Here is a 5,207-nt window from a genome sequence, read left to right on the forward strand (position 1 = left end):
GTTTCAGAATGTATACTATGTAATAGGGGTGTGTGCTTTTCCTCACTGCTTGCTGCACTGTTAGCCCTGACACCAAAGGGGGTCATGTATGGGTAAACGCATACCTTCCTGCTGTCGCCTGGTGCTACCCTTCGTTCTGACTCTGCTACTCCTCTTTGTTGTCGCCCCTGATGTGCATGCGGCTCATGCCCAGGGCTTGAAACTTGTGGGTCCAAAGAAGTACTACCTTGTCCTGGGGAACTCCCTCGCTTTTGGTTTCCAGCCCGACCTTGACTTCACGCATGGCTACAGTAACTACTTTTTCCAGGATCTGAAGGCGCATGGTACCACTAACATGGTCAACCTGGCTTGTCCTGGCGAGACCAGCGTGACCTTTCTCAATGGTAAGTGCCCCTTCCCCTTCCTGCGCAAGTATCCCTATATCGGTTCGCAGCTGAATGCGGCTCTCAACTTCTTACGTGCTCATCCGGGCCAGGTCAGTCCAGTGACCCTTGACATCGGGGCCAATGATGTCTTGCCCTATCTCAACCCTCTGACGTGTGCTATCGATACCACCGGTAGCACCAGCGCTCTGCAGACACTGGACTACAATCTGCGCCAGGTGATTCTGCCACAGTTGCGAGCGGCTCTGACCGTGAACGGGCAAGTGACAGGCGATCTGATCGTGATGAACTATTATGATCCCTACCAGAACAGTTGCCCCAACACGCTGCCCTATACCCAGCAGCTTAACCAGCATCTAGCGAGCGATGTCCAGGGATTTGGCGTGCTGGTCGATGTCTTCTCTGCCTTTGGAGGTGCTGCTGTTCCCAATAACAACATCTGCAGCTACACCTGGATGTGCAGCGTCTTTCACGATATTCATGCAACCGACAAAGGCTATCAGGTGATTGCTCAGGCCTTTGAGCAGACCGTCGGCTACTAGGCTGAGCGAGCGTGTGCTCGCGAGCCATTGGCCCGGCCAGTAAGTGACCTCTAGACTCGGCTCTACTCTCCTGGCTCGGCTGGCTTCTCCGCCGCTGAGAGGCTGAGAAGGAGCCGGGCAGTGTAGCAGTGGAGCTTGCTCTCTCCGCATCGCGACTGGCGGGCAGGTCAGCGGTATGTTACGCAAAGCTACCTGCGAGGAGAGACACCCCCTGCAGTTGACCTGCCCGCCTTCCCAAGTGGCTTGACGACTGATCCTTCCTCTGCTCAGCTCCTGCTCTTGGGACCGGGGCCTGACTCTGGCCGCCTGGACCTCCCAAGGTGGCGCTCTTGTGGACCCTCGCAGTCAGGAAATGACCTGGCTTGCTTCTCCCCAGGTCCCGGCTCTCGAGTCTACAGCGGTGTAGCACGGTGTATAATAAAGGCGCACTCTTCCCTGCTGTTCCCTGGCGTCGCGTTCAAACGTTCTAGCCTGCAGGAAGACTGTGGAGGCGCTGTCGCTCTCTGCTCTGGCTTGCGTGAAGTGGGCGTCTGAACGCTCGTGAGGGCGTTAGTATGTTCGCTTGTTCAGGTGGCTATGACAGTGGCGCTCCCGACTGGATGGACCAAAAGGAGGGAGTTTTGATCCAGCTATGGAGGCTCCGATCAAATTGTTGCTAGTCGATGATCACGGCCCCCTACGTCAGGCTCTGCGCGAGGGCCTGGAGGCTACGGGCGCTGTCCAGGTGGTAGGTGAGGCGGCCACGGGACGTGAAGCTGTGGCCCGTGCCCTTGAGCTGGACATGGACGTTATTCTCATGGATGTGCAGCTACGTGATCCCGCCTTGGGCCGCAAGGCTATGAGTGGTGTGGCGGCGGCGGTCGCTATTCGCCGTGAGCGCCCTCGTATGCCTGTCGTCTTTTATTCAATCCAGGATGACGATGAATACTATCGTGAATTCCGAGCTTCCGGTATTCTGACACACTATGCCTACGTACGTAAAAGCAATTATTTACTACCCAGTATGCTAGTACCACTATTGCGTGATGCCGTCAGCGGAAGGAGCTTTGTCGATCCCGAGATTGAAGATCGAGTTCAAGAAGTGCGCAGCCTGGATGAGCAGTCGCCTCGTGCCTTGCTCGAGCCGAACGAGCTGCGCGTCGCCGAGCTGTTGGCGCAAGGTATGACCAATGAGCAGATTGCGGCTCGCTTGAATCTACACGATAAACGCGCGGTTAGCCGCACTAATGGCCGCATTTACGCCGCCTGGGGGCTGAGCGAATCGGCGGTCGATGAGAAAGTGGCGCGAGCGCGGGCGACGCTGATCTATACGCTCAATCGCATGATTATCTGGGATGAGCAGGGGGTGGCCTACGTACAGAACCGCAAAGGCGAATGGGTACCATTCTATAATGAAGAGCATGAAGCTGGAAAAACTGCTTCTTAGCCAAGCCTGCAGGTCTGCTTGCCCGCACTGAGGAGAACAATGACGCTAGAGACACTGCTTGCCCCGGTCATCTTATGGCGGACGCTGACCTTGGCCGTCTCGATCTTTAATCTGGTAACCTTTCTTTGGCTGGCAAGTACAGTCTGGCTGAACGGTGATCATCGCGCGCGCATTACTCTCTGGGGGGTCGTGGGACTGGCGCTGAGTGCGCTCTTTTTCTTTCTGCATGCGCTGCTGATTACGCTGCCGCTCGATCAGCCGGCACTGCGTCCTCGGCTCAATTTGCTCTGGCAAGCAGTCTGGTTCCCTGCGCTTTGGGTCCCCTATATCTGGTTTGCCATAGGGCTGCACTATGCCTCGCTGATCAATGCTGGCTGGCGGCGGCGCATTCCCGGGCTGCTCGCGCTGGGGGCCGTGCTCGGCATGACCCTGCTCTTCCTGTTGCTGCTCAACCGTCAGACTTTCACCTTTGCCGAGACATTGCAGCTTCTGGCCTACAGTACGCCTCCGCCTGGAGCTGGCCGCGCCTGGATTTCGCCACTCTTTCTGCTGCCGCTACTCTTTCTGGTCTATGTGGGCTTCTGTGCCATTGGTCCTTGGTTTACCTCTAGCCGCATTCAACAGGTTGTAGTGGCTGGCTGGCGCGCCCTAGAGGCGAGCCTGCGTGCACGGAGCGCGGGCAAGAGCCGGCCTTCGCTGCGGAGGGCCTTGCTAGAAGCCTTCTGGGACGACCCTACTGAGGTCGAGCTATTAGAGGAGCCGCAGCTCTCATGGCACCTGGCGCGCCCAGCCTTGTTACTAGCAGCCTTGCTGATGGTGGCTCTGACCATTGGCCTGGGTCTGGCTGGCCTCTGGTCAATGTTGCGCTGGCTTGGAGGGGGGACGCCACTGAGGGCTGTGCCGCCTTTGCACGCGATCCCGCCCACCCTGCTCCTGCTCGATCTGGTGGCCAATCTGGTGGTCGCCCTGATCATTCTGGTCATCGGCTACTCGATCGTGCGGCATGGCATTCTGATCGAACGTCCACTACCACGACGCGGCTTCTTTGAACAGTGGCGCGGAATTGTCATTGTCGCCGCGGCGGTGGCGCTCTTCATTGCACTGCTGGTCTCGCTGACACACGCGAACCTGGATGAGCTGCTAGGTATGACCTGTCTGGCAACCGTGGCCTACGCGCTCTTTACGTGGAGTAGCTACCGCTCGCATGACCGCTATATCGCCTTGCTGGGTCGCTTTTTGCGTAGTACCAGTCTGCGCCGCTGGCTGAATACCAGTGCCGAGAGGAGCGAGCGTGAGCTACAGGACCTCTTTTTCTCACTCTGCCAAAGCGTGTTAGCCGTGCGTTGTGCCCAGCTAGTGATTCTGGCAGGCCCGATGCGGCGCACCTTTCGCTATCGCTGGCCGGCGGGTGCTTACTTCAATGGCACAGAACTGCCAGGCCGTGGCGAGGGTCTGGCTAGCGCTGGCGGGGAAACCGAGGCGCTGACCACCCTGGTACCACGGCGCCCACCAGGAGGACGCGGTGCCGGTACGCCTTTGGCCTATCGCTTGCGTCTTCGCCTGGCCAGTGGGGAGCCTCTGATCTGCTGGGTCATGCCCCTTTACGATGAGCGGGGATTAGTGGCAACCCTCTTTCTGGGACCGCGCGAGGACGGCGGCACTTTTACGAAAGAAGATATGAATCTGGCTCAGGCCTGTGGACAGCGCATTCTCGATACAATTGGTGATCATGAGGCCATGCAGGCTGTTTCGGCCTTGTTACGTCGTCGCATTGTCGATGTGAAGTTGCTCGGGGCCCAACAGCGCCGGATTCTGCACGATGAGATTCTTCCACAGATGCATCTGGCCTTGCTGCACCTGGAGACAGTGCGCGCGGTGACAGACCAGGAAGGCCAGGAGTCGGCTCGCAAGGCGCTGGAGGAGGCAGTGAGGCTGGTGAGCGAGTCTCATCGCCAGTTGGCGGCCCTGATGCGCGCCACAACACCCGGCGCTCCCTATCGCCTGGAGCGCGAGGGCCTGGTACAGGCTATTCGCACGATGCTGGAGCAGGATTTTCATGACGCCTTCGATGAGGTCTGCTGGCAAGTCGATGAGGAGACCGCAGCGCGCATCGATGAGGTGACACCGCCCGCTATCGCAGAGCTAATCTTCGCCGCTGTTCAGGAGGCGCTGCGCAACGCCGCGCGCCATGCGCGCGGCAGCGATGTCCATCGCCGTCTGCGCTTGACGCTCCAGGCTCGTTGTGGCCCCGATCTGGAGGTGATAGTGGCCGATGATGGGGTGGGAATCGCGGCTGCTGATGCCGCTACTAGTGGCACCGGAGGCGGCCTGCTGACTCATAGCGCGCTCCTGGCCATCGCCGGCGGAAGCCTGACAATTAAGAGCGCCCCTGGTGAGGGCGTGACGGTGCGCATCTTTCTGCCCGCTCAGGCCCTGCTCTGATGGCTGAGCCGGCTCGACCTCTGGTCGTTCACTCACTGACGCTCCTCCCTAAAGGGCTGCCTTGTGCTATCCCTGCTGGCCTCTCTTGCGCGCAGGCCCGCTGCTGTTAGCCCGGTTATGGCTCTGCTTATGTTCCGCTACGTTGTGCTGATCCGTGACGGTCTTCCTCTTCTGCCTTCCCCTAAATCTTCACGCCAGGCGGTTCTATATAATGTGAAGACAAGCTTTCCTTTTGCTGCCAAAAGACATCCATAATGAAACCTCTCTCTGCTTCTCTTTATTGACTTTCTCCAGAAAATATGTTATCCGTGTTATATATTATAATTACAATATTGCTCTATAAAGAGAGCGAAGGAGAGAGTGAGATGCCAACACTGGACGACCTGATCGCTGAAGCTGCCCTCAGAAAGACTG

At 58.2% G+C, this 5,207-nt stretch carries 3 protein-coding genes; all 3 read left to right on the forward strand.

Annotated elements, in window-relative coordinates; all coding sequences use genetic code 11:
• The first annotated feature begins 88 nt into the window (after positions 1-88).
• The 3 genes from IRZ24_RS16430 (at position 89) to IRZ24_RS16440 (ending at position 4,793) form a co-directional block, all read left to right on the forward strand.
• Positions 89-925: an SGNH/GDSL hydrolase family protein gene (locus IRZ24_RS16430; RefSeq protein WP_297166456.1), complete on the forward strand. Its 837-nt coding sequence runs from the start codon at positions 89-91 to the stop codon at positions 923-925.
• A gap of 631 nt (positions 926-1,556) precedes the next feature.
• On the forward strand, positions 1,557-2,351 hold the full coding sequence (locus IRZ24_RS16435; protein ID WP_297166459.1) for a response regulator transcription factor: 795 nt from the start codon (positions 1,557-1,559) through the stop codon (positions 2,349-2,351).
• Between the two features lie 39 nt (positions 2,352-2,390).
• Complete coding sequence (locus IRZ24_RS16440; RefSeq protein WP_297166462.1) at positions 2,391-4,793, forward strand: ATP-binding protein; 2,403 nt, start codon at positions 2,391-2,393, stop codon at positions 4,791-4,793.
• Positions 4,794-5,207 lie beyond the last annotated feature (414 nt).

The sequence above is a fragment of the Thermogemmatispora sp. genome, assembly GCF_019683755.1.
Classification (GTDB): domain Bacteria; phylum Chloroflexota; class Ktedonobacteria; order Ktedonobacterales; family Ktedonobacteraceae; genus Thermogemmatispora.

Coding starts and splice junctions, on each gene's coding strand:
- IRZ24_RS16430 (WP_297166456.1), top strand. CDS start 89: ATGGGTAAACGCATACCTTCCTGCTGTCGCCTGGTGCTACCCTTCGTT.
- IRZ24_RS16435 (WP_297166459.1), top strand. CDS start 1,557: ATGGAGGCTCCGATCAAATTGTTGCTAGTCGATGATCACGGCCCCCTA.
- IRZ24_RS16440 (WP_297166462.1), top strand. CDS start 2,391: ATGACGCTAGAGACACTGCTTGCCCCGGTCATCTTATGGCGGACGCTG.